This is a genomic window from Terriglobus sp., assembly GCF_965201105.1.
GTDB lineage: Bacteria > Acidobacteriota > Terriglobia > Terriglobales > Acidobacteriaceae > Terriglobus.
The window spans coordinates 3,887,109-3,913,845 of the sequence record NZ_OZ241741.1; the positions used below are offsets into that span (position 1 = coordinate 3,887,109).

Sequence of the window (26,737 nt, forward strand, 5' to 3'; positions counted from 1 at the left end):
TCGCGCGGGCCGTGCCTGTTCAACCCCTCTCACGCCAAGGATCGAAATGCTACGTTCCGTTGCAGGTTGCACCATCCTTTTCAGTGCCTCCACGCTGTTCGCCCAGGCTGATGTCCGGATGAACCAGATACAGGTGGTGGGCAGCCATAACAGTTACCACACGGGACTGACGCCGGGGGTGAAGGCGCTGCTGGAGAAGAACAATCCCAAGGCGGCGTACTCGCTGAATTACAGTCATCCGCCACTGCCGGTGCAGTTGGATCATGGCGTCCGGCAGATTGAGATCGATGTACACGCGGACAGGAAGGGTGGTCGCTATGCGCATCTGGCGGCGGACGACGCCATTGCCAAGGCGGGCCTGCCTGCGGACGCGCCGTACAACACCGACGGCAGGATGAACCAGCCGGGGTTCAAGGTGATGCACGTGACCGGCATCGATCAGCGGACGAGCTGCACGCTGTTCACCGATTGCCTGAAGCAGGTGAAGGCGTGGTCGGAGGCGCACCCGAAGCACGTGCCGATTTTTATTCTGGTCGAGGCGAAGGAGGAGAAGCCGAATCTGCCGGGAACTCCGGAGCCGGAGCCGTTCACGCCCGCGGTGTTTGATGCGCTGGATGCGGAGATTCGCACTGTGTTTTCGCCGGCGGAGATGATTACGCCGGATGACGTGCGCGGCACGGGCAAGGATCTGCCGTCCGGGATTGCGGCGCATGGCTGGCCGACGCTGGACAGCGCGCGCGGCAAGGTAATGTTTCTGCTGGACAACCGCAAGTTCACGGCGATGTATAGCGAGGGGCACCTGGCGCTGCGCGGCCGCGTGCTGTTTACCAACTCAGCGCCGGGCACGCCGGAGTCGGCGTTTGAGGAGCAGAACAGCGGCACGGCGGCGTCAATCGATGCTTCGGTGAAGCAGGGCATCATTGTGCGCACACGCACCGATGAGGGCACGACCGAGGCGCACACGGGCGACACCACGCGCCGGGAGCTCGCGCTGCACTCCGGCGCGCAGCTGATCAGCACCGACTACCCGCCGGGCGAGAAGTCGCAGTGGTCGGATTTTATTGTGCAGCTGCCGAATGATCTGGCCGCCCGCTGCAACCCGCTGAACGCGCCCAAGGACTGCAGCGATGCGAAGGTGAACGATCGCTAAAACAGAACCAAGCCGAGACGCGGCTCGCTTCTTGTCAGCGCGGCAGCCTAACGGAGGTTTAGTGCAGCCGATGGCGCGACGTGAAGAACTAATGAAACTAGCAATTTCGGGCCAGCAGCAAGAACCCAAACTAGGAGGTTGTCTCACCGCATTCGCTAGCCTTATTGGTGATTGCCCTTGAGCGCCTTCAGAAGTTCATGAACCTGCGCCAGTGCTGACGCTACGTCCAAGTCGTTCAAGATGTCTTTCTTCTCAGGGACATATCTGAATTGATAGTTGAGATTTCACCGCCCATGACGATGAACATGTTGGTCGGAATAGTTTTCCAGAACACAGCGGCTTCGTCCGCCTGCGGTGCCGTCGTGCCCACATTGTCTTGCTTGGGACCGGCCGCGACTGTGTTGCTGAATTCACCGCTCACGCCGGCAGAGATCTTCTTTGTTGACTTGCTAGATTTCTCCCTTGACGCCTGATGTGCCAGATACTGATCACGTCGGAAGCGCCTAGGTTCGGCGAGCGTTACGCTAACGAGGGCGCCATCTGCCCCAAGTTGACGATCTTCCAACCGCCCTTGGTAAAGAATGTTTGACTTCGTCAGGATGTCAACATGGATGGTCAGATTCTTCTCTGGCACGAGCATCCCCGATAAAATCAGGTGCCACGGCGCAACGCGTGGCAGCACGATGCTGGCGAGGACTTTCCGACAACGGGGGAAAGCCGCAAGCTTGCGGCGGATGGCTGCGTAATTCTTGATCACTACGTTGAACAACACCGTAAGGATCAGCAGAAGGAAATAAATACGCCATAGCAGAGCGAAGTTCAACCACAAGAACTGATTAGCCGCATGGAACCATTGTCCCTGATGTTCGCGGAAAAATTGTCCACTGTACAAGCCTGCAACACAAGTTCTCAGGTTGTCCCAGGTCCAGAGCCGAGCCAATGTTCCCCATGCCCAAGCCCAAAGGAGGGAAAGGGTCAACGGCCACAGACACCACAGTACCGCTCGGGACACTTCTTCACCCCGCGTGAGCGGGACGACTCGCCGCGGCACGACGAGGCCCAAGATCAAGCGCGAGAAAAGGTCCGGACCGAGAATGTAGAGGGCGAAAACGAGGCTGACCGCTAGGGCCAGCACTTACGCAGCAGCCGCCGTCATGGAGTCCGGCTCGTGCTCTAGATCGCTGCGCGTGATGGTGAGCGAGCCACCACGTGTCTGAATTTGCGCGACACCATCCTTAGCTAAGCTGTTAGCGATGGCACCCTTGTGCTTGACGATGTACTCAGCTATTTCCTTACGAGTCAAGCTAACGTTTCGGTCGATCAGGTCCAGAAGTGTTTCGATCTGTGCGCCGTTCATGGAATCACCTTGCTGAGAATGAGACGAACGATACACGTAACGGGATGCGAGCGGCAAGACGTTACTGCGTAATCCATGCGGGAACGTCCGTGCCTAGGTCTGCTGGCAAGAACACCTCTACTAGGACCACACGAACTGCACTGGACCAGCCGATGAGATTGCGCCGCCTGGCGCAATTTGCGATCAATCTAGCGGAGGTTTGTGGCTTCGAGCAGTGGGCGACCGTCGGCTCTGCCACCCAGGCGGTTGCGAAGGCGGTTGACGGCGCGGCGGACTCGATGGAGAATCCAGCGGACTGCGGCAATGGAGGCGGTGAGCAGCGTGAGCGCGATGGCCGCGCTGAACCAGGGGTGCCTGGTTGCGAGCCAGGTCAGGCCGACAGCGGTGACATCCTCGATGCTGCTGAGAGCAATGTTGGAGGCTGGCTCGGGACTGGCGGTGACGGCGGCGCGGACCGCGGTCTTCGACCCGTGCGAGACCATGGCGATGGCCGCGCCGGCGGCTACGGCAAGCATCTGCATGGGCGGCGACAGGTGGTCCGCGGCGCGGTAGGCGAGCAGGGCTGCGGCGGGGATGCGGATAAAGGTGTGTAGAGCGTTCCAGACGAGATCGAGCGCGGGAATCTTGTCGGCGACGAACTCGGCCAGGAAGAGCACAGCGCTGACGCCGATGACCCATGGGTGGCCCAGGACTTCAAGACCCTGCGGCAGCGCGACCCAGCCGGTGTGCGATAGAAGGCCGAGCGTCAGGATCGTTGCGTAGGTGTTCAGGCCGGCAGCAAAGCTGGCCGCAATGATGAGTGCAGCGAGATTTCCAGGGCTGAAAGACATGGATTCACCTGCGGGTAGGATGCCCAGGCTCTTCCGGTGTGCGCCTTTTGCGCTACGATCTTGCGATTCTTACGGCTTACGTGGTTTTCTTCTTGGCCGCGGTTTTTTTGCTGCGCTTTTTCGCCGCGGGTTGGGGGGTCACGTTGCGCTTGGCGGGTGTCTTCTTGGCGGCGGTTTTAGCGGCGGCTTTCTTGACGCCGGCTTTGGCCTTCTTGGGGGCTTCTTCGCTGGCGATCTCGACCGTTCCGGCCAGTGCTTTCGAGACGCGAGATGAGGTTTTGCGGCCGGTTTTGCCGCCGCGCCTGCCTTCGGTTTCCTCTTCGCCTTCGACGGGTTCGGCGACGGGAGTTTTCCTGCGCGCGTCGGCCAGGGCCTTGGTGATCTCGCTGTTCAGGTCGTCCATGCTCACGCGCGTGGCGGTTTTGCGCAGGCGTTCCAGACCGTAGTGCTCGCGCTTTTCGGGCATAAAGATGTGAACGACGAAGTCGACGTAGTCCATCAGGATCCACTCGCCCTGGCGGCGGCCCTCGACCGAGTTCGGGTAAATGCCGTACTCGCGCTTGAGGCGGCCTTCGATCTCGTCGGCGATGGCGGCGTTCTGGCGCTCGTTGGTTCCGTTACAGATCAGGAAGTAGTCGGTCAGCGCGCTTTCGCTGGGGTCGAGCTGGAGGATGCGGATCTCCTCCGCTTTACGGCTGTCCGCGGCGTCGACCGCGATGCTGAGCAACTGGTTCGTTTCGAGCGTGGGCATGCAACTCCTTGGGTGCTGGAACACACCCGTTCGAGCATACGACGCCAACGGTCGCGGCGGCGTGACCTGCGGTTCGGATTGAGCGTGGCCGCAGGACAAAACGGCGTCGGCCATAAACGAAAGTTGCGGAGGAAAATGCTTGCCAACGGTTGTGCGGCGTGCGTATCGTTAGCGCTAACGTAAAGGGGAATCGCGCTTCGGCTGCGAATTCCACGCCGGGAGCAACAGCCGGGCGGTTACGACAGGAGCGGGCAATGGCGACAGCGGTGATCGATCTGGAAGCGGCGGCGGTAGAAGACAACAAGAACCTGCTGCCGGTCGAGGACGACTGGGAAGAGTTTCTGCAAGGCCGCTACAAGGAAGGCAAGACCGAGGAGGAGTTCCGCGTGTACGACGCGGAGGCGAACCCCGGCGTGGCCGAGTTTTACCGGCTGAACCACGAGTTCCAGTCGCACAGCTATGTGCTTGGCAAGGAGAAGGAATACTTCGGCCTGTCGCGCGGCAGGAAATCGATCTGGGAGGCGGCGGAGTTTCTGAACACGCTGGTGGACGACAGCGACCCGGACACCGACCTGACCCAAATGGAGCACCTCCTGCAGACTTCAGAGGCGATTCGCCGCGACGGGCATCCGCGATGGATGGTGGCGACCGGCTTTGTACACGATCTGGGCAAGTGCCTGTGCCTGTATGGCGAGCCGCAATGGGGCGTGGTGGGCGATACGTTCCCGACGGGCTGCGCGTACTCCGACAAGATCGTGTTTCCGGAGTACTTCAAGGCGAACCCGGACTTCAAGCACCCGGTGTACTCGACGAAGTACGGCATCTACGAGCCGGGCTGCGGCCTGGACAAGGTGCACATGAGCTTTGGGCACGACGGGTATATCTACGAGGTGATGAAGAATCACCTGCCGATGGAAGCGTTGTACATGCTGCGCTATCACTCGTTTTACGCGTGGCACCGGCATGGGGCGTACGACTACCTGTGCAACGCGCAGGACCGCGCGATGCTGCCGGCGGTGCTGAAGTTCAACCCGTATGACCTGTACTCGAAGGGGCACACGAAGCCGGATATGGCCGAGTTGAAGCCGTATTATGACGATCTGTTCGCGGAGTTTTTTCCAAGGGAGCTGGATTGGTAGGTCGCCGAGCCTGGCCGGCCGGAATGGGGCAAAGCGCGCCGCTTCGCGGTGCGCTTTGTTGTTTGTGGAAGGTGGTCTACCTCGGGGCCTAAAGCCCTGTGGTGATGGGTTGGCTTGTGGGGCTACCTCGGGGGCTAAAGCCCTGTGGTGATGGGTTGGCTTGTGGTCTATCTCGGGGGCTAAAGCCCTGTTTGTGATGGGTTGGCTTGTGGTCTATCTCGGGGGCTAAAGCCCTGTTTGTGATGGGTTTGCTTGTGGGGCTACCTGGGCGGCTAAAGCTGCTTCAGAGTTTCTGTGTTGGCCGCGGTGGTCTCAGGTTTTACCGGCGGGCGGGACTCATCTAACCAGGAGTGAATACTCGAGCGTTTCCCATACGGTTTTGTCGTTGCGCTGTGTTGGTCGGCCTGATCGCGGCGGCATGTTGCGCGCAGAAGAGGCCGGAGGCCGCGACCGCACCTGCCCGTGCCGGGAGCAGGGCAGCGGCGAACGCGGTGCCGGCGCGGACTTCAGCGGGGCAGACCGGGGCCGCAGCGGATACGAATTCTGCGGCAAGAGGAACATCGCCGGACGCGAGTTCCTCGGAACGCGCGTACTCGGCCAATGCGAGTTCCTCGACAGTGGCAAGCTCGGCCACGGTGCAGACGCCGATGGCAGGGGCAGGCGCGGCAGATGCCGCGTCTGTCTCGGCGGGCGCGCAGCCGGGGCAGCCGACCGCTCCCGCGCCACAGACGGCGAAGAAGATCGCGGCGCTGCCCACGCCGTTCCCGCCCGGGCTGATCCAGGGCATCGATGTCGCGGCGCAGTCCCGCGCGATCCTGTCGCACTTGAGCGAGACGGTGCGCTACTACCGCATGACGGTGGTGCCGATTCAGAAGATCGGCGAGCCGAGCGATGTCTTGTATGCGGAGCAGACACAAACGGAGGCGACGCGGATCGGCCAGCTCGCCTTCCAGGCGGCGCGGAGCCAGGCGTCGTTTCTCCTGCGCATTCCGTCGCGGAGAACCGCGACGAGCGGTGGAGCCCCGGCGCCCGAGGAAGCCAACAAGGTTGCGGACAATCTGCGAAACGTGTCGCAGCGGCTCAGCGACCTGCAGGCGCAGGATACGGCGCTGACGCAGCAGGTCGCGCATGCGCGAGCGTCGCAGCGGGGAGCCCTGCTGGATCAGCAGGGGGACGTGGAGGGCCAGATCAAGCTGCTGACTGCGGTGGTGAGCGCGCTGCAGAAGATCGCAGTGACCTCGACCGCGAACCAGGGCGGGTTGCAGGGCAATATCGACCAGCTGCAGCACTCCGTGCCGGAACTGGTGGAAAGTTCGCACAAGAGTATTGCTGCGACGGTGGAAGGAATGGCGTCGCTACGCGATGCCGGCGTGAGCACGCAGGCGACGGTGCTGTTTCAACTGCTCGGCACCGAGCGCGCGATCGACGAACGCGTGAAGACGCTGCAGCAACTGCACGATCAGGCGAGCGATCTTCGCAAGCCGCTGCTGGACGTGCTGCGGGCGACCATGGCCGAAAGCCAGCACATGGCGGCAGACACCGGCACGTCCCCCGTGGACCTGCAGGCGAAGCGCAAGAGCTACGACGACCTGGCGGACGCGTTCACCACGCTGTCTGACGTTGCAGTTCCGCTCAGCCAGGAGGTTCTGCTGCTGGAGCAGGCGCAGGCCACCTATGGCAGTTGGCGGGCGTCGGTCGCTGCCACGGAAAGCTCAGTGCTGCACTCGCTGCTGGTGCGCGTCATTTTTATCGCGATCGCGCTGGGGGCCATCTTCGCGTTTGGCTGGGTGTGGCGACGTGCCACGACCCGGTATGTGCAGGACACGCGCCGCCGCCGCCAGATCCTGCTGATTCGCCGCATTGCCATTGGTTTTCTGAGCGGGCTGGTGCTGATCTTCGGCTTTGTGACGCAGTTCAGCTCGCTGGCCACGTTTGCCGGGTTTATCACGGCGGGCATTGCGGTGGGCCTGCAGACGATCCTGCTGTCGGTTGCGGCGTACTTCTTTATCGTGGGCCGGTATGGCGTGCGCGTGGGCGACCGCATCACCGTTGCGGGCGTGACGGGCGTGACGGGCGAGGTGGTGGAGGTCGGGCTGGTCCGGTTTTACATGCTGGAGCTGACCGGCACCGGAACGGAGCTGCACTCCACCGGACGCGTCGCCGTGTTTGCGAATTCTGTGCTGTTTCAGACGGGCACGCCGCTGTACAAGCAGATTCCGGGTACGGGGTATGCATGGCACGAGTTGACCCTGAAGTTCAAGCCGGCGACAAACTATGAGCCCGTGTTGCAGCAGGTGCAGGCGATCGTGCAGGGCGTGTTCGATACGTATAAGGCGAAGCTGGAGGCGCAGCACCGCAGTGTGGAGTCGTGGCTGGACACGGCGATCCAGGCGCCCGCGATCGAATCGCGCCTGCAGCTAACGGACGCACCGCAGTTTGCCGTGCTGTACCCGGTAGAGATTCCGCAAGCCGCGGCGGTTGACCAGAAGATTATTGAAGAGCTTCTGCGCCTCTCCGCGCAGAAGCCTGAGATGAACGAGGTGATCGACGGCACGCCTACGGTGCGAGCCGTGGTAAAGAGCTAACCGGCGGCCTGAAGCGCACCGGCGGCGAGCCGGCGAAAGGTGTCGCGCAGCGCCTGCGGGCTGCGCACCACGATGCGGCGGCCGGTGCTGAGCAGCATCGCGGCAAACAGTTCCAACTGGTCGCGGCTACAGCGCAGGCGGGTGCCGTCACCCTCGGGCTCGGCGGCGATGCGCCACAGCGCAAAGTTCTTCTGCGCTTCTTCCATAGGCATGTCGATCCACACATCGATCTGGTGTGTCGACTGCAGAAAGGGCATGCGCCCGGCAAGGTACTGCCGCGCGTCGAACTCCGGCGGGCGCTGAAAGGTGGTGCTGCACAGCTCCAGGTGTTCCACCCGGTCCAGGCGAAAGGTCCGCAACGCCTTTCGTGCAATGTCGTGTCCAATCAGGTACCAGCGGTCGTCGGTGTGCAGCACCGCGTATGGCTCGATCTCGCGGTGCGTCGCAGCATCTGTGTGCGAGCGATAGCCAAAGCGCACGCGGCGGCTGGCGCGAATGGCGGTGGCGGCGCGAGTCAGGCTTTCCACGGAGGTGGGCACCACCCATGGTCCTGGCTCGATTGCCACAACTTCCTGCACGGTGCGGATGCTCTCGCGCAGGCTTTCGGGCAGAACGCGGGCCAGCTTCGCGCGTGCGCCTTCGGTGGCCGGCGCAAAGGCGGCAAGGCCGACCTGGTTCAGCGCCTGCAGGCCGAGAGAAAGCGCAAAGGCTTCTTCATTGGTGAGCAGCAGCGGCGGCAAGCGATACCCGGGCCGCAGCCGGTAGGCGCCGCCCACGCCCGGCGAGGAATCGACCGGGATGCCGAGGTCCTTTAGGCGCACAATGTAGCGTTGCACGGTGCGCAGGTCGACCTCCAGACGCGCGGCCAGATCCGCACCGGTGACGCGATCCCGCGCTTGCAGAATCTCCAGCACGGTGAAGACGCGCATGATGGGGTCGTACATAGGCTTGATCCTTTCGTGAATTTACGACAGGGGCTGTCGTCAATGCTCCGTAGCCTTAGGTCGAGCCCAGAAAGGGCCAAGGAGAATCGCAATGGCAGACGAGACACAATCCGCAGCATGCCCATGCACACAACAGGAACTGCTGGAGCACTGGCAGGGCCACCGTCGGCTGACCCGCAAGGTGATCGAGGCCTTTCCCGAAGACCAGCTGTTTGCGTTTTCCATTGGCGGTATGCGCCCCTTCGGCGTGCTCGTACATGAATTCCTGGGCATGGCGCTGCCGGTGGCGAATCAGGTAGCGAGTGGCACCTGGGGAGACACCGCAGCGACAAAGCCCACGGACAAGGCAAGCATTCTGCGACTTTGGGACGAGCACACCGGGAAAATCGCCGCGATCTTTCCGGCCATTCCGGCTGAGCGCTTCCATGCCCGAATCAAGATCTACGACCAGTGGGAGGTTTCCGGCATGGAGGCAATCCAGTACGCGGTCGACAACGAGATCCACCACCGCGGGCAGGGCTATGTCTACCTGCGCGCATTGGGGATCGAACCGCCCATGTTCTACGACCGGGCGTAGAACGCAGGCACGCCGAGTCGGCGGCCGGTGCTCAAAAGCAAGGGGGCATGGCTCTGGCCATGCCCCCTTCTTTGAAGCGGTCGGACGCCTACTCGTCCCAGCGTTTGAAGACGAGCGAACCGTTGGTGCCGCCGAAGCCGAAGGAGTTCGACAGGGCGTAGGGCACTTCCTTTTCGACGGGTTTGTGCGGCACGTAATTCAGCCGGCACTCCGGGTCCACGTCGTCCAGGTTGATGGTCGGCGGAACGATGCTCTTTTGCATGGCCATCAGCGTGATGCCCGCTTCCAGGCCGCCCGCGCCGCCCAGCAGATGGCCGGTCATGGACTTGGTCGAGCTGACGAGGAGTTCATGGTTCAGCGCACGTTCGCCGAAGACGTGCTCCAGCGCCTTGGACTCCATGGCGTCGCCCAGGGGAGTGCTGGTCGCGTGCGCGTTGACATATGCGATCACGTCCGGCGCGATGCCGGCGGTCTTCAGAGCGGCCTGCATGGCGCGCCTGCAGCCCTCGCCTTCCGGCGCCATGCCGGTCATGTGGAAGGCATCGGCGCTCATGCCGTAGCCGATCACCTCGCCCAGAATTTTTGCACCGCGCGCCCTTGCGAACTCCAGCTCTTCCAGGATGAGGATGCCCGCGCCCTCGCCGACCACGAAGCCGTCGCGGTCCTTGTCCCAGGGGCGGGAGGCGCGGGTAGGGTCGTCGTTGCGGGTGGACAGCGCCTTCATGGCTGCGAATCCGCCGACGCTGAGCGGCGTGATGGCGCCTTCGGCGCCGCCTGCGATCATGGCATCCGCATCGCCGCGCTGGATGATGCGGAAGGCGTCGCCGATGGAGTGCGCCGATGAGGTACACGCGGTTGCGGTTGCCTCATTGGGGCCCTTTGCGTGGTACCGGATGGAGACGTGACCGGCGGCAAGATTGACGATGGAAGCCGGGATAAAAAACGGCGAGATTTTGCGCGGGCCGCCCTGCATCAGGTTGGTGTGCTCGCGCTCGATCACGTCGAAGCCGCCGATGCCCGAGCCGATGTGTACGCCGACGCGCTCGGCGATTTCGTCCGTCACCTGCAGACCGGAGTGCTCCATCGCTTCGGCGCTGGCTGCCATCGCGAAGTGGATGAAGCGGCCCATCTTGCGGGCTTCCTTTTTTTCAATAAACAGGTGCGGATCGAACCCTTTGACCTCGGCGGCAAAGCGGACCGAGTGCCCTTCGAGCGGGTAGGCCGTAATTTCGGCCATGCCGCTGCGGCCGGCCATCAGGCTGTCCCACACCTCGGGCGCCGTCTTGCCGATGCCGCAGACCAGACCGATGCCGGTGACCACGACCCGGCGAGCCAGGATGGTGCGCCCGTTTTCCGTCGCTGCCGTAGAACTTTCCGCCACCGTTACTTCGCCTTTGTGTGCGACTCGATGTAGTCCGTCGCGTCCTTGACGGTCTTGATCTTTTCCGCGTCTTCATCGGGGATCTGGATGTCGAAGGCTTCTTCAAACTGCATGACCAGCTCCACCACGTCCAGCGAATCGGCGCCCAGGTCTTCCTGGAACGACGCGCCGGGGGTGACCTCGGCCTCGTCCACCTGCAGCTGTTCCACGATGATGCTCTTTACCTTCTCGTCCACGGTTGCCATGTTTGTACTTTCTCCTGAGAATCTGATGCTTCAATGGGTTGGCGCTGATTTCGACGCCGGCCCTGACTTCGGCCCAGCCTGCCTCACCGGTTTCGTCCGGAAAAACGGTTCCAAAGCTCCCGGCCTCCGCGCCCGGTAGCTGCCGGTAGCGTCTTGCCGCCTAAGGCAGTGTACAGACCTGCCGCTTTCGATACCAGCAGGCCGGCCGTGGTTTTGACGGTTCCCTGCGGGAAAGTTCGCCGTTCTGGTTCTTTCTCGTCATACAATTCTGCTCAACCTGCCGTTTCACTCCTCTGTATAGATGCAGGCCGCTGGGCATCACCCAGGTTTTGCCATTTTGTCGCCCGCCGTGGGGGTCATGAACAATCTGCTGCTGCCTGACCTGTTTGCCATGGCGATCCTGCTGGGCGTGCTTCACCTGGTGCGCCGCCGCTATCCGCAGCAGGAAATCCGGATGTGGATGGCGGGCCTCTTGCTGATCCTGCTGGAATGTACGGCACGCCTGCTTTATGGCGCCCGTCTTCCTGAGTTTGCGCACCGCAGCCTGCACGTGATCGCGCTGGACGCGTATCTGCTGGCCGGGGTGGTCTTTCTGCGCTCGTCGCTGCAGGGGCTGCAACGCCTGCCGCGTGCTGCCCTGTATGCAGCGCTGAATACCGCGCCTGCCGTGCTGCTGCTGACGGCGTACGGTGCCGGGGTGAAGGGTGCCGTGGTCTACACCGGCATCGCCCTGGCGGGGATCGCGATTGCCGTGGGGAGCAGCCTCGCGTTGCGGCGTCCGATTTCTTTCCTGCTGGCTGCGGTTGCGGTGTGGCTGCCCGTCGCGGGCGCTGCGCTGGCGCGGTCGCCACGGCTGGCGGTGTACCTGCTGTTGGCGGGTGTGTACCTGCTGACCGCGGGCACGTTCTTTTGGACGCTGCCGCGACGAAGCAGCGGCAAAGTGGCCGTGGTCACCGGTTTCGTGGTGTGGGCGGCCTGCTTCGCCACGCACCCCTGGGTTGCGACCGCGCATCCCGGCTCCGTGACCCTGGCCAGCGAGGTGTGGAACATGCAGAAGTTCCTGATCACCACGGGATTTCTGCTGGTGCTGTTTGAGCGGCAGGTGGAGAGCAACGAATGGCTCGCCCTGCACGACCAGTTGACCGGCCTGCCCAATCGCCGGCTGTTTCAGGACCGCATCGGCAACGCCATTGCCCGCGCCGAGCGCGACGGCACCGCGCTGATCCTGTTTGCCCTGGACCTGAACAACTTCAAGGAAGTAAACGACACGCTGGGCCACGACGCCGGCGACGCACTGCTGCGGAACGTGACGGAAAGTCTGCTGCGGGTGGTACGCCGCACCGACACGCTGGCCCGCACGGGGGGCGACGAGTTCACGCTGCTGGCCGCGGACGTGAAGACCGCGCGCGCGCCCAGGAAGGAGCGGAGATGGGGGCGGACAGGAGACCAGAAGCTGGACGGATTCGCAGAAACGGTTCCGGACGGAAACGGTACCGCGCCCAGCGGCGACGGAAACGGCCCGCAATATGAAAGGAGTCCGGTGCTGCACCATGCCCTGCGCATCGAGCAGGACATACGCGCCGCCGTGGATAAGCCCGTGCTGGTGCAGGGCAGCGCGAGCGCGCGCACCATTGAGGTTTCCGTCAGCGTCGGGATGGCGGTGTATCCGGCCGACAGCACGGACGCGAGCGAACTGGCTCGCATTGCCGATCAGCGCATGTATGAGGACAAGCGACGCCAGAAGGGCGCGCGTGGCGGCCTGGACCGCGTCCTGTCGCTGCTGACGACGAACTGAACGTTTCAGGCTGCGTGTCTGCGGCGTGCCGGGGCTGCTGAGACTCTTGTGTTTTTGGGACGATTTACTTCTTCGGGACGACCTTGATCTCAAAAATCGCCGGCCACTGCTTGCCCGTGACAAAGAGCCGGTCGTGCTGCGCGTCGTAGGCGATGCCGTTCAGCACCGACTCCGCGTTGACCCGCTGCGAGTCCGGCAGAATGCCGTGCAGGTCGATCCATCCCAGCACCGCGCCATCTTTGGGCGAGATGCGCGCGATGCGGTCGTCGTGCCACACGTTGGCGTAGATCTCGCCTTTGACGAACTCCAGTTCGTTGAGCTCCTCAATCTTTTTGGGGCCGTCGTGCACCACGATGTGGCGTGTTTCCGCGAACGTGGCCGGGTTGCGGAAGCGCAACGTGCTGGTGCCGTCGCTGGTGATGATGCTGGCCTTGTCGTGGGTCATGCCCCAGCCCTCGCCCGTGTAGCTGAACTGCTTGATCGGCCGGAAGGAGAAGCGGTCGTAGACGAAGCAGACGTGCGATTGCCACGTCCACTCGTACAGGTTCGCGCCCCAGTCGACGATGCCTTCGCCGAAGTACTGCGGCGCGAGGTCGTGCTTCTGAATCGGCTGTCCCGTGGACGGCGCAATGGCCATCAGCGCGGATTTGCCTTCCAGGCCCGTGCCCTCGTAGAAGAGGCCGTCCAGAAAGAAGAAGCCTTCGGTATAGCTTTGTGTGGAGTGCGGGAACCGCTGGATCACTTGGTAGCCGTACGTGGGCACCGCCGCTCGCGCCGGCACCGCCATGCAGCCGGTGAGCACACCCATTGAAAGCACGCCGGTCAAAGCCGCAACCAAACCCGTTCGCATCGTCACTCCCACAGCTTAGACGCAGGCACCGCCGTGCTAACCGAACAACGTCGGCGCTTCGTCGGGTACGGGCAGGCCCGGCGCACCGTCGTCGCATCGGGGACACCGCCGCTGGTGCACGCGGATGCCCTCCTCCCCGTACTCAAAGCCGCAGCCCGCGCGCACACAGCGCAGCACGTAGACGTACTGCCCGTCCATGCCCCCGTTTATCCAGGCCACGCGCCGCAGCACCCTTTGCCGCTGCGGGTTCGTGTAACCGGGCCTGGTTGTCGTCGCTTCCGCCATTGCTTTCTTAGAATACGAAGGAGTGGCAATGCAGAATCCACAGCAGCGATGGGACACGGTCATCCTGGGCGCGGGCGCGGCCGGGCTGATGTGCGCCGCGGAGGCCGGCAAGCGCGGCCGCAGCGTGCTGTTGCTGGAGCATGGGGAACGCGCCGGGCGCAAGATCCTGATCTCCGGCGGCGGCCGGTGCAATTTCACGAACCTCGATTCGAAGCCTGCGAATTTTCTTTCGGAGAATCCGCACTTCGCGAAATCGGCGCTGTCGCGCTACACGCCGCAAGACTTTGTCGCGCTGGTGGAGAAGCATCGCATTCCGTACCACCACAAGACGCTTGGTCAGCTGTTCTGCGACGGCTCCGCGCAGGCGATTGTGACGATGCTGGAGGCGGAGTGCCGTGAGGCGCGGGTTGTGGTGCAGGGGCGCACGGCGGTCGAGCGCGTTTCGCGTAATGCGGACGGTTTCGCTGTGCACACCTCCGCCGGGGTGCGGCTGGCGCGTACGGTGGTGGTGGCGACGGGCGGGCTGTCGATCCCGAAGATGGGCGCTACCGGCATCGGCTATGACATTGCCCGCGCGTTCGGCCTGCGCATGGTGGAGCCGCGTGCCGCGCTGGTGCCACTTACGCTGGCCGGTGATGCGCTGGAGCACTGGGCGGCCATCGCGGGCGTTTCGGCGGAGGTCACCGCGACCGTGATTCCGGCAACGAAACGCCGCGCGAGCGCGCCGATCTTTCGCGAGAAGCTGCTGTTTACGCATCGCGGCCTCTCCGGACCAGCGGTGCTGCAGGCCTCGTCGTACCGCGAGCCGGGCGACAGCGTACGCCTGGACCTTGCGCCCGGCCAGCAGGTGTTCACGCCGTTGCTTGCACCCGGGGCGCGGCGGGATGAGGCGAGCACCTCCGCCCTGCTGCGGGCGCATGTGTCGCAGCGGCTGAGCGATCGTTGGCTGCGCGCCAATGCGCCGCCGGACTGGAAGAATCGCTCGCTGGAGCAGATGGAAGCGACGCTGCACGCGTGGACGCTGCCCATCGCCGGCGACGAAGGTTTCAGCAAGGCCGAGGTCACGCGTGGCGGCGTCAGCACCAGCGATCTCGACAGCACAACGATGCAGGCGCGCGGCGTGCCGGGGCTGGCGTTCATCGGCGAGGTGGTGGACGTGACGGGCCACCTGGGCGGCCACAACTTTCAATGGGCGTGGGCGAGCGCTGTCGCCGCGGCCGCGGCGCTTTAGCCGAGAGAACCTGATGAATTTTGTACGGACACGACGCCGTGCGGGTGCAAACAGAAATGCAGGTTTCTCCTCTGCGCACGCGCAAAGAGCGCGCGTGCTCCGGTCGAAATGACAAGTTTTCAGCCGCGCTGAATGGGTTCGTCAGACAAAACCTAAGATCGCGCCGCGTCGCGTTGCGCTTCGTACACCTTCAGCCGCACGTATGCAGCGCGCAGCAGCGGAACGTCCGTGCCGTTTGCGCGGCGGATGAAGTCGCCCAAGATCTGGTCCGACTCCACGGCGGCGCCTGCATTCATGTCGCGGTACAGGCTTGAGGTCATGGTCGACTCCGGGTCGCCGAAGCGTTCGCGCATCTCTTCAACGAGCGATGGGAGGGGTGGAAAGCCGTTGGCCGCGGCCACGGCCATGCACTCGTCGAGCACGGCGCGGGTAAAGAGGTCACCGCCGGGGGAGCGGCGCGCTTCGCCCAGGGAGCCGCCGGCCAGCAAACATGTGGTGCCGATCGCGGCCAGAAACCACCACTTCTGCCACATCGCTCCGATCACATCCGGCGACTCGATTGTGGAGAAGCCGAATACGGTAAGCGCCTCGCGGATTTGCGCGGAACGCGCGGTGGTCGCGGCGGAGTGCGGCCGGAAGCCGAACGTCAGTTCGTCCAGTGGGTTGTGCTGCCACACATCACCGTTCGGCAGCACCTCCGCCATGATGCGGACGGTGCCGCCCAGAACGTGCTCGCGGCCGAAGCGCGCATCCAGATGGTCGAGGTGCCGCATGCCGTTGAGCAGCGGCATGACCAGCGAGCCCGGTCCGACCGCCGGTGCGAAGTCCTCAATCGCCGCGTCCAGAGCGTAGCTCTTCGTGCTGACCAGGATCAGGTCGTATCGCTCGCCGCTCCCGCGCAACTGCTCCGCCGAGACGATGGGCGGTTGCAGCGACACGTCGCCTCGCGGACTCACGAGGTTCAGGCCGCGCTCGCGAATCTGCGCGGCGCGGCCGTCGCGCAGCAGGAACGTCACATCCCGGCCCACCTGCAATAAACGCCCACCGTAATACCCGCCCACCGCGCCCGCGCCGACGACCAGAATTCGCATATTGCGATTGTAGGCAGGCCGCGGTGCTAGGCTCATCTCCGCATGTCCACCGCGCCACACACTGCCTCCGCCCCGCCGCCTCCCTTCGACTTTGCCGCCGCTGCCAACGCCGAAATGGCCCGCGAAGGCTTCGACCTGACCCCCGTGCCGGGCTCTGCCGAGCAGTTGCAGCAGATTCTCGCCGGGCCGCAGCCGACCGTGCCCGGCGCGATCGATTTGCGCGCTCTGCCCTGGTCCTCCATCGACAACGACACGTCGCGCGACCTGGATCAGATTGAGTGGGCCGAGCGGCTGGAGGACGGCTCGATTCGCATGCGGATCGGCATTGCCGACGTCGCCGCCACGGTGGCGCAGGGGTCGCCGCTGGACCAGTTCGCCGCGCGGCAGACGCAGACGGTCTACACCGCAGCGCGGAATTTTCCGATGTTGCCGTTTGAGCTCTCGACCGGGCTGACGTCATTGAACCCCGGCGAGGACCGGAACGCGCTGGTCGCCGAGTACACCGTTGCCGCCGATGGCACGCTGCGCGACGGCCGCATTTTTGCCGCAACGGTGCGGAATACCGCGCAGCTCACGTACCGGCAGATCGGAGCTCTGCTGGACAGCGGCCTGTGCGCGCCCGGAGCGAAGGCAGGGCAGACCTCCGCGGCGCTGAACCTGACGCCGGAGCTGACTGGGCAGCTTTGCCTGCAGGCCGAGGCCGCGGGACGCATCCGTGCGTACCGGCAGGCTGCGGGCGCGCTGGACTTCCGCCGCGCCGAGGCCACGCCGGTGGTCGCCGACGGCGAAATCCTTTCGCTTGAAACCACGCTGCACAACCCGGCGATGGACTTGATCGAAGACCTGATGATCGCCGCCAACGAGACCGCCGCCACGTTTCTGCACAACGCGGGCCGGTCCAGCATCCGCCGCATTGTGCGGTCGCCGGAACGCTGGGCGCGCATCGCCGACCTGCTGCGCCCCCTGGGCTATGCCCTGCCTGCCGAGCCCGACTCGCTGGCGCTGAACCGGGCGCTGGCCGCGCAGCGGGCCAAGGATCCCGACCACTACCCTGACCTGGCGCTGGCCGTGATCAAGCTGATGGGTGCCGGTGAATACGTTCTGGTTAAAGCGAACGATCCGTTCCCGCCCGCGCACTTCGCTCTGGCGGCGCACGACTATTCGCACACCACCGCGCCCAACCGCCGCTTTGCCGACCTGCTCACGCAGCGTCTGGTGCATGCCACGTTGCAAAACGCGCCCGCGCCGTATACGGACGACGAGCTGGCCGCCGCTGCCGAGCACTGCAACCAGCAGGACAAGGCGGCGCGCAAGGTGGAGCGTGCCATGAGCAAGCGCGCGCAGGCGGTCGCGCTTCAGCACAATATCGGAGAGGTCTACCCGGCGGTCGTCACGGGAGCGGGACCGAAAGGAACATTCGTTCGCGTGCTTGCACCGCCGGTCGAAGGCATGCTGACGCACAGCGCCGCGCACTATGACGTGGGCGACCGGTTGCGGGTTCGTCTGACCCACACGGACCCGGCCAGGGCCTTCATCGATTTCGAGGCTGCCTGAATCGCCGGCGAGGGGGTTTGCGGAGTTTCCCGCGGCAACCGGGCGATCGCGCCATCACAGGCCGAGTCACGCCCGGTTGCCTGAATCAGGCTTGGTTCGCCCCACGTGGCACAACTTCTGCCGTCCACCACGGTCCAACGCAGGATGAAGTTTCTTCGCCTGGCCTTTTCCGCCGCGGCCCTGCTGCTTCCGGGTGCCGCCGCGCGTGCGCAGATCGCGCTCTACGCCAACTTCGAGGGTGCGCACTTTGACACGCCCGGCAAGTTCTACGGTGGCGGCACCTTTGGGCTGTACGACGACTTTTACCACTTCGGCCCGCTGCACCTGGGCGGGGACATTCGCGGCTCCCGGCTGAGCGGCGGCGACAACAACAGCGCGACGCGGGTTCTGGCGGGCTTTCGTGCCGCGGCAAAGCCGCCTGTCCTGCCCATCAAGCCCTATGCGGAGGTGCTTGCCGGCGTGGCCAGCACCGACATCGGCCGGGTCGCTGGGTCCAAGCACCTGACGGCCGAGGTGAACGGCGGCGTGGACCTGACATTTCTGCCGCACCTGGACTGGCGCGTTGCCGAGGTCGGCGGCCAGGTTGCCGGCGACAAGGCCAACTCGAACTTCCACGTCAGCACCGGGATTGTGCTTCTTCTAGGCCGTTCCTCGGTGTGGCGCGATGTCGTGTGTTGGTTAGTCTGGAGCGAATGCAAGACGAGCTTTCCGCAAGTGAACTCGACATGGTCGCGAAGCGTGCGGCGCAATACGCCGTGTTTGCTGACGGTTCCGAGCCCGAAGATCAGGCCACGCCGGAGGACAAACGCGAACAGCGAGAGTTCTGGGCCACACGAAGCATGGTCATCCGGCTCGCCGCGATGTATCACCTGAACGACAGTCTTCGCATTCGCGCCGGACTCCCTGAACCCGACCCGGATGTTTCCAAATACCCGGCGCGGCTTGTTCGCCGGGGCACCAAATAGCGCTCGCAGCAACGTATCCTAAAGATGTGATCGCCCTGTTCGGACTGACGCTGCCAGAGCTGACCGAGCGCATGGTTGCGCTGGGGCAGAAGCCGTACCGCGCCCGGCAGATTTGGGACGCGTTGTATCGCGAGCGCGTCACGAATGTCGAGGAGATGACAACGCTTTCCGCCGGGCTGCGTGACCGGCTGATTGCGGAGGGCGGCACGGTCGGGCTTCCGGAGATCGTGCAGACGGCTACCAGCGTGGACGGCACGGAACGTTACCTGGTCCGCATGGAAGATGGCGAGACGGTAGAGACCGTCTGGATGCCGGACGGCGACGGTGCCGAGGCACCGTATGAGGACGACGAGGCCGAGGTCGCCGCGGAGGGTCGCATCCATCGGAACGCGACGGCCGCCAAGCGCGATGAATTTTCAGAAGGAAATGGCCCGGCAGACCGCAACGCGGCGCTTGCCGCAATGCGGGTTCCGCACGGCGCGAACGCGATGCGGCGACGCGCTCCGCAGGACCTGCGGAACCGCGGGGCGTTGGCGGAGGCGGGCTACCGCCGCGCCACGATCTGCGTGTCGTCGCAGGTGGGTTGCGCGGTCAATTGTCAGTTCTGCCTGACGGCGAAACTCGGCATTAAGCGCAACCTGACCGCGGGTGAAATTGCCGGGCAGGTTGCCGCGGTGCTGAACCGGCACCGGATCCAGGTCGGCAAGGACCGCATCAACCTGGTCTTTATGGGCATGGGCGAGCCGTTTCTGAACTACGACAACTTTATGGCTGCCGTGCGCCTGCTGGTGGAAGGCATGGGCCTGCCGGAGTCGCGGATGACCGTGTCCACCAGCGGCATCGAGCCGGCGATCCGGCGGTTCGCGCAGGAACCGCTGCGGCCGCGGCTGGCGCTTTCGCTGAATGCCTCCAACGACACCGTGCGCGAAGAGGTCATGCCCATCACGCGTAAGTGGAACATCGCCCAGCTGCTTGAGGCGGTGCAGACGATCCCGCTCGGCAAGCGCGACTGGGTCACCTTTGAATATGTGCTGCTGGGCGGCGTGAACGACCGGCCGGAGCACGCGCGTGAGGTCCTGGAGCTTTTGCGCGGTATTCCCAGCAAGGTGAACCTGATCGTGTGGAACCCGGGGCCGGGGATCGCCTACACGCAGCCGTTGCCGCAGGATGTAGAGCGGTTCCAGAAGGCGCTGATTGCAGGCGGCGTTGCTACGTATGTTCGCCGCCCGCGGGGCCGTGATATCTATGCCGCCTGTGGCCAGTTGAAGCGCACGGTGAGCAGCGAAGCGAACTCACCGGAGCTGGTCCAGCTTTCCGCATAATCCGAAGCGGTCAGATGAGGCTTATAAGCCTGCCAAGGCAGTGGATACCGAGATGTTGAGCGCGCCGGAGATCATGGAGAGCATGTCCAGATCGATGGTTTCCGCGCCCTCCTCGATGTCTTGCAGGTGTGCCCGCGTGATGCCGATGCGCCAGGCCAGGTCGACTTCAGAGAGCTTGCGCTCGTGCCGCATTTCGCGTAACCGGACTCCAAACTCTGTAAGGATGTTTGGTATCGAGGGGGCGTAGGCAGGAGCTTGGATGTAGCAGAGCGAAAGTGACAAGGCAGTTCCTTTCCAGTCCGAGCTTGTGTTCCCAATACTTTGTCTGCGGAGCGTTCATGCGCCCCGCTTATGACTGACCCAGCCTAGCGAACGCGCTGCGTTTTGCTATGGCCAATTAGCGACAGCATGTCTCCCACGGAAGTGTCATTCGTCCCGTGGTGGATAGGCGTAAGTTGTTTCACGAGAGCTTTCACCGCATCCCGTCCAGAATGGAGCCGACTACGCCGCCGACTACGCCGCCTTCCACCTCGCGGCGGCCGCTTTCCCGAGGCAGGTACTCCTGCAGGGCATGCGCCAGATTGCTGAGCGGCAGGGTTTGCAACCACACGCGTCCCGGCCCGGTCAGCGCGGCCAAAAACAGACCATCGCCGCCAAAGATTAGATTGCGGATGCCGGGCACGCGCGTGATCTGGAAGCTGACGCTTGCCTGAAAGGCACCCACGTGCCCGGGATGCACACGCAGGGTTTCACCAGGCTGCAGGTCGCGGACGACCACTTCGCCCGACAGCTCCAGCCACGCCGTACCCTGGCCGAGGATCTTCTGCAGCAGGAAACCGGAGCCGCCGAAGATGCCGGCGCCCAGCGACTGCTGAAAGCCAACGCCGATCTGGATGCCCGGCGTGGCGCACAGGAAGCCGTGGCGGTGAATCATGTAGGAATCAGAGCCCCCGTGCAGTTCCATGGGAACGATGTGGCCGGGCACCTTGGTCGCGAAGGCTACCTCGCCGGGGTAGCTCATGGCGCGGTACTCGGTCATAAACAGGGTTCCGCCCCCGGCCATGCGCTTGATGGCACCCAGAAAGCCTCCGCCGCCGGCGTACTGGGTGTGCGTATTCAGGGCGATGCTCTGGGTCATCCAGCTCAGCTCGCCGGATTCGGCGATGACCGATTCGCCCGGTTGCAGCAGGATCTCCAGCGCCGGCATGGTGGTTCCGTGAATGCGTGTCTGCATGATCTCTCCGCAGACAAGATACGCTGCCCGCTGCTGCTGGTTCCATCGGCAGGATACGGGGCAGGCTTTACCAATGCGCACGTGCCCGCATACCCTCACACAATGCGCATCGGCTACTTCGGCGGCACCTTTGACCCACCGCACCGCGGCCACCTGGCCCTGGCGCGACTGGCAGCCGATACGTTTGCGCTGGACCGTGTGCTGTTTGCGCCCACCGGCCGCCAGCCGCTGAAAGAAGACGCGCCGCACGCCGAGTTCGCTGACCGGCTTGCGATGATCCGCCTCTTGTGCAGCGCCGACCCGCGCTTTGAGGCATCGGACATTGACCTGCCGCACGCGGACGGCTCGCCGAACTACACCATCGACACGCTGGAGCAGATACGGGCACAGGAACCGGCGGCGGAGCTGTTCTCGCTGGTGGGGGCGGACAGCTTTCTGGCGCTGCCGCGCTGGCATGAACCGGAGCGGCTCTTGGCAGTGGCCGAGTGGATTGTAGTGTCCCGGCCTGATTACGACCTAAGCGATCTCCGTGCGTTAGCGCTAACGCCCGAGCAGCGCACCCGCGTTCACTTTTTGACCACGCTGGACGACGATACCAGCGCGACCGAGATCCGGGTGCGGCTACGGTTCGGGGTAACACAGGCAGACCGGCTTACGCCGGAAGTGCTGCTGTATATCGCACGCATGCACCTGTACCACGCGAGCTAGACCGCCGAAGCACCGGTGCTGGCGCGTACCACGACCCGGGGTGGAACCAGCAGCGATTTCGGCGCGGGAGGCACTTTGCTGCCGATCAGTTCCAGCGCAAGTTGCGACGCATGCTCGCCCAGTTCGGCCGTGCCCTGGTCGATGGAGCTGAGCGGCACTTCCAGGTAAGCGGAAAGGGGCAGGTTGCCGCAGCCGATGACCGCAATATCTTCCGGCACGCGGCGGCCCATCTCGCGCGCCGCGCGGATCGCGCCGACGGCCAGCAGGTCGCTGTAGCAGAAGACCGCGTCGGGGTGTTCCGGCCGTTCGAGCAGCTGCCGCATGGCGTCGTGGCCCAGCAGGTCCGGTCGGCCGCCGTGCAGGTCGCAGGTGATGGTGAGGGCTGGGTCAGGGGGGATGCGCCCGGCTGCAAGCGCTTCACGGTAGCCGCGCAGGCGGTCTGTCGCGGTGCTGGTACCTTCGCTGCCGATGTGCGCGATGCGCCGGCGGCGGAGTGAAAAGAGGTGCTCGGTGGCAAGCCGGCCGGCCAGAACGTCGTCGGTGCCAACGAAGTTAGCTTGTGTGCCCGGCAGCATGCGGTCCAGCAAGACGCAGGGCGTGTGGTGCCGCAGTGCGGCGTCCAGACCGGTTGCGTTGGTCTGGCACGACGCGATCAGCAGCGCATCCACGCCGCGCTGCAGCAGGTTTTCGATTTCGTGCTGCTCTACGGCGGCGCTCTCATCCGCTGAGGCGAGCAGCAGCTGGTATTGGCTGCGGCGCAGATGCGCGCCCAGGCTGCGCGCCAGCTCCGCAAAGAACGGGTCGGCGATGTCCGGAACGATCAAGCCCACGGTCAGACTGCGTCCGCTGGCCAGGCCGCGCGCGATCATGTTGGGCTTGTAGTTCAGCTCTTCCATTTTGCGCAGGATGCGGTCGCGGGTTTCGGCGCTCACGTCGGTCTTGCCGCGCAGCACCTTGCTCACGGTCACCAGGGAAACGTCGAGTGCGTTCGCAATGTCTTTCAGGCGGGTGGGCATCGGGGCAAAAGGGAGCCGCGCGGACGCGGCAACACGCCTCATTGTAAGCACCTGCCGCCCGGTTTCGTGCGGAACGGGAATGGGCAGGGCAACGTTAGCGCTAACGTTGCCCTGCCCGGGTGGATGACACGTTGCCGTCGTGAAGCGCTGCCTGAGTTCTGGCGGTTAGCCCAGAACAGGCGCGCCAGCCGCGAACCGTTGCCGGTACCAGAAGAGGCACATGCACGACAGGCCCGTGCCAAGCAGGACAATGGCCGAGGGCTCCGGCGTGACCGCCGCGCCGATGAACTCCTGCGGTTGTCCAGTGGTCCAACCGGTCTGGTCGGCAGTCGGTGTGTACAGCGAGAAGTTCTGGAAGAATCCGGAGTTCAGCAGCGAAGGATCGACGGCGTACTGCATCGCGAGATCGACAAGAGATTGCGAGGTCGCGGTGAAGGCACTGTTGGAAGTGATCGAGGGGTCAAAGATGCTCCAGATCGCATACTGCAGGTCAGAGTTCGACAGGCCGTACTTACCAAACGCGTAGTACAGCAGCGCATCGGCGCGGTAGTCGATTGCGGTCTGGGATGAGCCCATGTCCAGTCCGGAGATGGCAACCTGCCACTGCTCTCCTACGGTGACCTCACGGTTGCTATTGAGGCAGGCGAGCGAAGTAAGTGTGCTGGATCCGTTCACGCTGAAGTTATAGGGGTACACATCGAAACCACCGCTATTGATGCCGGAGGTGGAGACAAGTTGAAGTGTGTCCGCGTAACTGGAAAGCGGAAGGCACAGGAGAGCGAATGCGCAGCATAAGCGCACAAAGTTACGGATCGAAAGCATGGACCACCCTTGCTGCGCCGCGAGGACGCAGTGAATCGGCATTCCGAGAGAACGGAACGCGGGACTAAGTTATGGTCCGATCAACCTGTAAGAGGGAGTATCGAGACCCGGAGAAGAAAGACAGCAAATACAACAAGTGGTGCTGAACAACACTTTAGCTGTAGTCGATGACATACATGTGGCACAAGTTGGCACATGTAGTCATAAAGCGACATAACATCAGGCTCGAGCTCGGAGGTGTTTTGCGGCCGGCTGTATCAGTCACAAACTGAAGTAACTCGCCGCTGCGAACGAGTGAGTGACTTGCGATTACGCAGCCATCCTCGCCCAGCGCTTGCGCGTGGAATAACGTGCCGTAGTCGGTCAGGTTTCCGTGTGAGCGTTCCGCCGATTACTGTTCGCGAAGCAGTTCCGCCGGGGTGACGCTGAGGGCACGGCGCGCCGGCACCAGAGTTGCGGCGATGCCGAGTGCGAGCATGGTCAGCACAGTGGCCAGCAGGACCACCGGATCGGCGGCGCTGGCGTGGTAGACCACGGAGGCGAGCAGCTTGCCCGAAGCCACACCGAGCAGCAAACCGAGAGCGGAGCCGGCAGCCATGAGGAGCATGGTTTTGCCGAGAGCCGCACGCAAGACGTCGGGTACTCGCGCACCCAGCGCGGTGCGAATGCCAAATTCCCGCATACGGCGGCTGACGGTGTAGCTGGCGACGCCGAAGATGCCGGTGATGGCGAGCATGGCGGCCAGGCCACCCAGGACGCCGAGCGCCAGCGTGGCCGCGCGCGCAGGGAAGGAGACGATACTGAGCGTGTCGGTCCACGATGTTGCGCTGAAGATGGGAATGGAACTGTCGACGCCGGCAATGGCAGCGCGTATCGCCTGCGCGAGCTCCGCGGGATTGCGATCGGAGCGCGCGCGATGAGCACGGCAGTGCTGTCGTGATTTTGCAGCATCGGGACGAACAGCGCGGGCGAGGGGTCCTCAGAGAGACTCAGGTACTTGCCATCCTCGGTGACACCGACGACCTCCGTCATCACTGGCGCTTCACCCGTACCCATGGGAAATCGCCGGCCGATGGCGTCCTCGGTCCCAAAAAGCCGCCGGGCGAGGGTCCGATTGATGATGGCCACGGTGGGAGCCTTTGTGTCGTCGCGCAGCGTAAACTCGCGGCCTGCGACCAGCCTTGTCCCGGTCGCTGCAAAATATCCGGGCGACACATAGAAATCCAGAGGCGACGCGGCGATGTGGGCATGGTCAAAGGCGGTGGCGCCCGGCAGGTAAACGTCGCGGGTGTTGGCATTGAGCGAGAGCGGCTGATCGTTGGCGTAGGCGGCGGAAGTGACGCCCGGAATGCGTTGGATCGCGTCAAGCAAGCGCTGTTGCGTGGCGACTGCGCTATCGCCGGAGTAGCCCGCCAGCTTCACATCGACGGTTGCGAGCGTGACGCCCTGGGGGTTGAACCCAAGCGGCACGTTTTTCATCGACTGCAAGCCGCGCAATGCGACGGCGGACGCCGTTACCAGCAGGCAGCAAAGAGCGATTTGTGCCAACAGCATGCCGGAGCGGAACCAGCCGCGGTCGATGCCGCCGGTAGAGCCTGCGGAGCGCAACGTCCGGTTCGGGTCGGTGCGCCACACCTGCCGCGCGGGCAGCACGCCAAAAAACAATCCGGTGAGCAGCGCAAGCGCGGCTGAGGCGGTATAGACGCGCCAGTCAGCTTCGGCAAAGAGTTGCGCAGGGAGTGCGGTCGATGGTTGCCAACCGCTGACCAGATGCAGCAGCCATTTTGCAAACAGCGAGGCGACTGCGCCACCCAGGGCGGCGATCAGCACAGACTCAAGCATGAGCTGGCGCAGGATGCGGCGGCGGGTGGAACCGAGGGCCAGCCGGATGCCGAGTTCACGGGCGCGCTCGGTTGTGCGCGACGAGAACAGAACGCTAAGGTTGGCGCACGCGGCAAGAAAGACGAGCAGCGCAAGGGAGCCCACACCGGCGATAAAGGCGCGCACCGGTGTGCCGAGGGCTTCGCCCATCAGCCCAACCGGAGCCGTGTGCCACGTTGTGCCTTCATCTTCCTTGGGGTACTCGCGCGCCATCTGCTCGGAAACGCGGCGGAGATCGGTATCGGCCTGCGCGCGTGTGACACCGGGGCGAAGACGTGCGTAGACCTCGGCTATGGTGTTGCCGCGATGGTCAAAGCCGCCGGAGCCATCCACCTCCGGGCCGTCGTGAAATGGCAGCCAGACTTCCGGCAAGATGAAACGTTCCGTGCCGCGAAACCCACGCGGCGTGACGCCGATGATGGTGAACGGGGTTTTGCCGACCAGGAGCGTCTTGCCGACGATTTGCGGGTCGGCGTGGAAGCGCCCGCGCCAGCAGGCATCGCTCAGCACGATAATGGTGCTGCCATTTTCGGTAACGTCGTCCGCTGGTCGTATGAAGGAGCCGAGCTGCGGCGCGAGACCGAGTGTGCTGAAGTAGTTGCCGCTCACCATGTAGCCCCAAACCGGCTGAGCGTCGCCGCCTATTCCGAGCGACATGCGCGTGAGCCGCGCGAGCGCCGCGGAAGAGAAGGTGTGCAGCGTGCGCTGCTGCAGGTCAAGATAGTTGGGATAGGAAAACGCCACACCGAGAAGGCCTGGGTTCTGCACCTCGACGAGTTGCCGCGGCTCGTGAACGGGCAGGGGGCGCAGAAGCAGCGTGTTCGCGATGCCGTAGACGACGGCGTTGGCGGCGATGGCCAGGGTGAGGGTGATGACCGTGATGGCGAGGAAGCCGCGGGAGCGGCGAAGCTGCCGCAGGGTGAAACGCAGGTCGTCGAGAAGGTTCACCATGGCACACCTCGGCAGGAAACTGACCAAGGTGAATGCATTTCGCCTGCCAAAGCTTTTTGGTGCAGAATCGTCA

25 protein-coding genes and 1 pseudogene are annotated in these 26,737 nt (G+C 64.0%); 10 read left to right on the forward strand and 16 right to left on the reverse strand.

Annotated features, from left to right (window positions below; genetic code table 11):
* Window positions 1-46: 46 nt before the first annotated feature.
* Window positions 47-1,150 carry a phosphatidylinositol-specific phospholipase C1-like protein gene (locus ACOFKT_RS17070; RefSeq protein ID WP_419805190.1) on the forward strand — a complete coding sequence of 368 codons (1,104 nt, stop codon included), beginning with the start codon at window positions 47-49 and terminating at the stop codon, window positions 1,148-1,150.
* Window positions 1,151-1,385: 235 nt separating this feature from the next.
* Here the strand turns inward: ACOFKT_RS17070 and ACOFKT_RS17075 are convergent, their stop codons facing one another.
* The 4 genes from ACOFKT_RS17075 to rsfS form a co-directional block, all read right to left on the reverse strand.
* Window positions 1,386-2,042: a hypothetical protein gene (locus tag ACOFKT_RS17075; protein ID WP_419805191.1), complete on the reverse strand. Its 657-nt coding sequence runs from the start codon at window positions 2,040-2,042 to the stop codon at window positions 1,386-1,388.
* Window positions 2,043-2,285: 243 nt separating this feature from the next.
* On the reverse strand, window positions 2,286-2,507 hold the full coding sequence (locus ACOFKT_RS17080) for a hypothetical protein (protein WP_419805192.1): 222 nt from the start codon (window positions 2,505-2,507) through the stop codon (window positions 2,286-2,288).
* 188 nt (window positions 2,508-2,695) lie between these two features.
* Window positions 2,696-3,337: a DUF4126 domain-containing protein gene (locus ACOFKT_RS17085; protein WP_419805193.1), complete on the reverse strand. Its 642-nt coding sequence runs from the start codon at window positions 3,335-3,337 to the stop codon at window positions 2,696-2,698.
* A 76-nt stretch (window positions 3,338-3,413) separates the two neighbouring features.
* Window positions 3,414-4,088: a ribosome silencing factor gene (gene rsfS / locus ACOFKT_RS17090; RefSeq protein ID WP_419805194.1), complete on the reverse strand. Its 675-nt coding sequence runs from the start codon at window positions 4,086-4,088 to the stop codon at window positions 3,414-3,416.
* Window positions 4,089-4,342: 254 nt separating this feature from the next.
* Between rsfS and ACOFKT_RS17095 the strand changes: the two genes are divergently transcribed.
* Complete coding sequence (locus ACOFKT_RS17095) at window positions 4,343-5,227, forward strand: inositol oxygenase family protein (protein WP_419805195.1); 885 nt, start codon at window positions 4,343-4,345, stop codon at window positions 5,225-5,227.
* A gap of 647 nt (window positions 5,228-5,874) precedes the next feature.
* Window positions 5,875-7,812 carry a mechanosensitive ion channel protein MscS gene (locus ACOFKT_RS17100; RefSeq protein WP_419805196.1) on the forward strand — a complete coding sequence of 646 codons (1,938 nt, stop codon included), beginning with the start codon at window positions 5,875-5,877 and terminating at the stop codon, window positions 7,810-7,812.
* Here ACOFKT_RS17100 and ACOFKT_RS17105 read toward each other — a convergent pair.
* Window positions 7,809-8,756, reverse strand: coding sequence for a helix-turn-helix transcriptional regulator (locus ACOFKT_RS17105; protein ID WP_419805197.1), 948 nt, complete (start codon window positions 8,754-8,756; stop codon window positions 7,809-7,811). The two genes, ACOFKT_RS17100 and ACOFKT_RS17105, sit on opposite strands and share 4 nt — an antisense overlap.
* Window positions 8,757-8,847: 91 nt before the next feature.
* On the opposite strand from ACOFKT_RS17105, the gene ACOFKT_RS17110 reads away from it, so the two are divergent.
* Window positions 8,848-9,333: a DinB family protein gene (locus tag ACOFKT_RS17110; RefSeq protein ID WP_419805198.1), complete on the forward strand. Its 486-nt coding sequence runs from the start codon at window positions 8,848-8,850 to the stop codon at window positions 9,331-9,333.
* 88 nt (window positions 9,334-9,421) lie between these two features.
* Here the strand turns inward: ACOFKT_RS17110 and fabF are convergent, their stop codons facing one another.
* Together fabF and ACOFKT_RS17120 are read right to left on the reverse strand one after the other, a co-directional pair.
* A complete protein-coding gene (gene fabF, locus ACOFKT_RS17115) occupies window positions 9,422-10,672 on the reverse strand; it encodes a beta-ketoacyl-ACP synthase II (RefSeq protein WP_419807186.1) in 1,251 nt (416 codons plus the stop codon).
* Window positions 10,673-10,716: 44 nt separating this feature from the next.
* A complete protein-coding gene (locus ACOFKT_RS17120) occupies window positions 10,717-10,959 on the reverse strand; it encodes an acyl carrier protein (protein WP_263414355.1) in 243 nt (80 codons plus the stop codon).
* Between the two features lie 337 nt (window positions 10,960-11,296).
* Here ACOFKT_RS17120 and ACOFKT_RS17125 point away from each other — a divergent pair, with 337 nt between their 5' ends.
* Window positions 11,297-12,754, forward strand: a complete 1,458-nt coding sequence (locus ACOFKT_RS17125; RefSeq protein WP_419805199.1) for a diguanylate cyclase domain-containing protein — start codon at window positions 11,297-11,299, stop codon at window positions 12,752-12,754.
* Between the two features lie 64 nt (window positions 12,755-12,818).
* Here the strand turns inward: ACOFKT_RS17125 and ACOFKT_RS17130 are convergent, their stop codons facing one another.
* Window positions 12,819-13,604: a glutaminyl-peptide cyclotransferase gene (locus ACOFKT_RS17130; RefSeq protein WP_419805200.1), complete on the reverse strand. Its 786-nt coding sequence runs from the start codon at window positions 13,602-13,604 to the stop codon at window positions 12,819-12,821.
* 36 nt (window positions 13,605-13,640) lie between these two features.
* A complete protein-coding gene (locus ACOFKT_RS17135; protein ID WP_419805201.1) occupies window positions 13,641-13,889 on the reverse strand; it encodes a hypothetical protein in 249 nt (82 codons plus the stop codon).
* Between the two features lie 28 nt (window positions 13,890-13,917).
* Here ACOFKT_RS17135 and ACOFKT_RS17140 point away from each other — a divergent pair, with 28 nt between their 5' ends.
* Complete coding sequence (locus ACOFKT_RS17140; protein WP_419805202.1) at window positions 13,918-15,120, forward strand: NAD(P)/FAD-dependent oxidoreductase; 1,203 nt, start codon at window positions 13,918-13,920, stop codon at window positions 15,118-15,120.
* Between the two features lie 152 nt (window positions 15,121-15,272).
* Here the strand turns inward: ACOFKT_RS17140 and ACOFKT_RS17145 are convergent, their stop codons facing one another.
* Complete coding sequence (locus tag ACOFKT_RS17145) at window positions 15,273-16,211, reverse strand: ketopantoate reductase family protein (protein WP_419805203.1); 939 nt, start codon at window positions 16,209-16,211, stop codon at window positions 15,273-15,275.
* A 42-nt stretch (window positions 16,212-16,253) separates the two neighbouring features.
* Between ACOFKT_RS17145 and ACOFKT_RS17150 the strand changes: the two genes are divergently transcribed.
* The 3 genes from ACOFKT_RS17150 (at window position 16,254) to rlmN (ending at window position 20,052) form a co-directional block, all read left to right on the forward strand.
* Window positions 16,254-17,765 (forward strand): RNB domain-containing ribonuclease, encoded by a 1,512-nt coding sequence (locus ACOFKT_RS17150; RefSeq protein WP_419805204.1) that lies wholly within the window; start codon window positions 16,254-16,256, stop codon window positions 17,763-17,765.
* A gap of 144 nt (window positions 17,766-17,909) precedes the next feature.
* Window positions 17,910-18,638, forward strand: coding sequence for a hypothetical protein (locus ACOFKT_RS17155; protein WP_419805205.1), 729 nt, complete (start codon window positions 17,910-17,912; stop codon window positions 18,636-18,638).
* A 118-nt stretch (window positions 18,639-18,756) separates the two neighbouring features.
* Window positions 18,757-20,052 carry a 23S rRNA (adenine(2503)-C(2))-methyltransferase RlmN gene (gene rlmN, locus ACOFKT_RS17160; protein WP_419805206.1) on the forward strand — a complete coding sequence of 432 codons (1,296 nt, stop codon included), beginning with the start codon at window positions 18,757-18,759 and terminating at the stop codon, window positions 20,050-20,052.
* A 21-nt stretch (window positions 20,053-20,073) separates the two neighbouring features.
* On the opposite strand, the gene ACOFKT_RS17165 is transcribed toward rlmN, so the two are convergent.
* Complete coding sequence (locus ACOFKT_RS17165) at window positions 20,074-20,334, reverse strand: helix-turn-helix domain-containing protein (RefSeq protein WP_419805207.1); 261 nt, start codon at window positions 20,332-20,334, stop codon at window positions 20,074-20,076.
* Between the two features lie 190 nt (window positions 20,335-20,524).
* Entirely contained in the window at window positions 20,525-21,286 is a 762-nt protein-coding gene (locus ACOFKT_RS17170; protein WP_419805208.1) for a TIGR00266 family protein, read from the reverse strand.
* 81 nt (window positions 21,287-21,367) lie between these two features.
* On the opposite strand from ACOFKT_RS17170, the gene nadD reads away from it, so the two are divergent.
* Entirely contained in the window at window positions 21,368-21,994 is a 627-nt protein-coding gene (nadD, locus tag ACOFKT_RS17175) for a nicotinate (nicotinamide) nucleotide adenylyltransferase (protein ID WP_419805209.1), read from the forward strand.
* On the opposite strand, the gene ACOFKT_RS17180 is transcribed toward nadD, so the two are convergent.
* The 4 genes and pseudogenes from ACOFKT_RS17180 to ACOFKT_RS17195 form a co-directional block, all read right to left on the reverse strand.
* Window positions 21,991-23,010 (reverse strand): LacI family DNA-binding transcriptional regulator, encoded by a 1,020-nt coding sequence (locus ACOFKT_RS17180; protein ID WP_419805210.1) that lies wholly within the window; start codon window positions 23,008-23,010, stop codon window positions 21,991-21,993. The two genes, nadD and ACOFKT_RS17180, sit on opposite strands and share 4 nt — an antisense overlap.
* Before the next feature lie 165 nt (window positions 23,011-23,175).
* The gene (locus tag ACOFKT_RS17185; protein WP_419805211.1) at window positions 23,176-23,832 is read right to left on the reverse strand and encodes a hypothetical protein; all 657 of its coding nucleotides are present in this window, start codon (window positions 23,830-23,832) and stop codon (window positions 23,176-23,178) included.
* 391 nt (window positions 23,833-24,223) lie between these two features.
* The gene (locus ACOFKT_RS17190) at window positions 24,224-24,568 is read right to left on the reverse strand and encodes an FtsX-like permease family protein (protein WP_419805212.1); all 345 of its coding nucleotides are present in this window, start codon (window positions 24,566-24,568) and stop codon (window positions 24,224-24,226) included.
* A 218-nt stretch (window positions 24,569-24,786) separates the two neighbouring features.
* Window positions 24,787-26,664: pseudogene (locus ACOFKT_RS17195) on the reverse strand (ABC transporter permease); the annotation flags it as partial.
* Window positions 26,665-26,737 lie beyond the last annotated feature (73 nt).